This is a genomic window from Dysosmobacter segnis (assembly GCF_014297285.1).
Lineage (GTDB): Bacteria > Bacillota > Clostridia > Oscillospirales > Oscillospiraceae > Oscillibacter > Oscillibacter segnis.
In genome coordinates, this window is sequence record NZ_JACOQI010000096.1 from 1 (window position 1) to 1009 (window position 1009).

Below are 1009 nucleotides of genomic sequence, written 5' to 3' on the forward strand. Positions count from 1 at the left end.
CTATGATTACCGTATCCTGTGCGAGTATCGGGAAGTGCTGCAACGGCCAAAGTTCGGATTTTCAAAGAGCGAGATCAATTCCCTGCTGGACTGGTTTGAAGCCTGTGGCCGGTCTGTACTGGCGGAGCCGCTTGAAGATGTGTTTGTCGATGAGGCAGACAAGAAGTTTTACGAAGTGGCGAAGTTCTGCGGAGCGGTGCTGGTTACTGGCAATCTGAAACACTTCCCGGAAGATCCTTTGGTCATGAGCGTTGCGGATTTTTTGGAAAAAAGAAGAAGCTGAGTAGGGGCAAAACCGCATGAAAACGATCCGAGAGATAGCCAACGAGCTTGGCGTTGACAAGCAAAAGGTCTATCGTTTCATCAAACAAAACCACATCAATGAAGCACATCATGAAGCACTTCAACGAAGCGGTGTGAAGTACTATGATGAAGCAGCTGAAACCCTTATAAAACAAGGCTTTTCGGACGAAACCGCATCAAGTGAAGCACATCATGAAGCACATCAAAACCGCATCAATGAAGCGGTTTTTGATGCGGTTATTGAGATGCTACAAAAGGAACTTGAGATAAAAAATGAGCAGATCAAAGAGCTGAATGAGCGCCTGTCAGAGTGCAGCGCAGCTTTGCTGGCAGCACAGCAGACGACACAGGCAGCACAGGTACTCCATGCAGGGACAATTCAGAAGGAGATTGCCAGTGGGGAGAGTGGCGTAGATAAGCAGAAATCTGCTTCGGAGAAGAAAAACAGATGGTTCAAGAGACTGTTTCGAGGATGATGGAGATACGATGAAATCTTAAGAATAAGAAAGATTGATTTTCTCGACAAAATAATGTATTATACAAATAAGCTGAAGGGTAAACCACTACAAATGATGGGATACAAAGTCACAGGGTCTAAACGGTGTAAACCGCAAGATAGCCTGACTGCGAGGCTGAATCGAATATGATACAGCGCACGATGAAGCCGAAGCAACTCAGCTTGGTGGATTTGTGCGCTGCTTTTGTA

At 45.9% G+C, this 1009-nt stretch carries 2 protein-coding genes and 1 riboswitch; both genes read left to right on the forward strand.

Annotated features, from left to right (window positions below):
* Nucleotides 1-283 (forward strand): PIN domain-containing protein (locus H8Z83_RS19190; RefSeq protein WP_187016490.1); only part of this gene is annotated, 283 nt, incomplete at its 5' end.
* Between the two features lie 16 nt (nucleotides 284-299).
* Complete coding sequence (locus tag H8Z83_RS19195) at nucleotides 300-779, forward strand: hypothetical protein (protein WP_187016491.1); 480 nt, start codon at nucleotides 300-302, stop codon at nucleotides 777-779.
* Nucleotides 780-847: 68 nt separating this feature from the next.
* Nucleotides 848-935, forward strand: a riboswitch (cyclic di-GMP riboswitch).
* Nucleotides 936-1009 lie beyond the last annotated feature (74 nt).

Coding starts and splice junctions, on each gene's coding strand:
- H8Z83_RS19195 (WP_187016491.1), top strand. CDS start 300: ATGAAAACGATCCGAGAGATAGCCAACGAGCTTGGCGTTGACAAGCAA.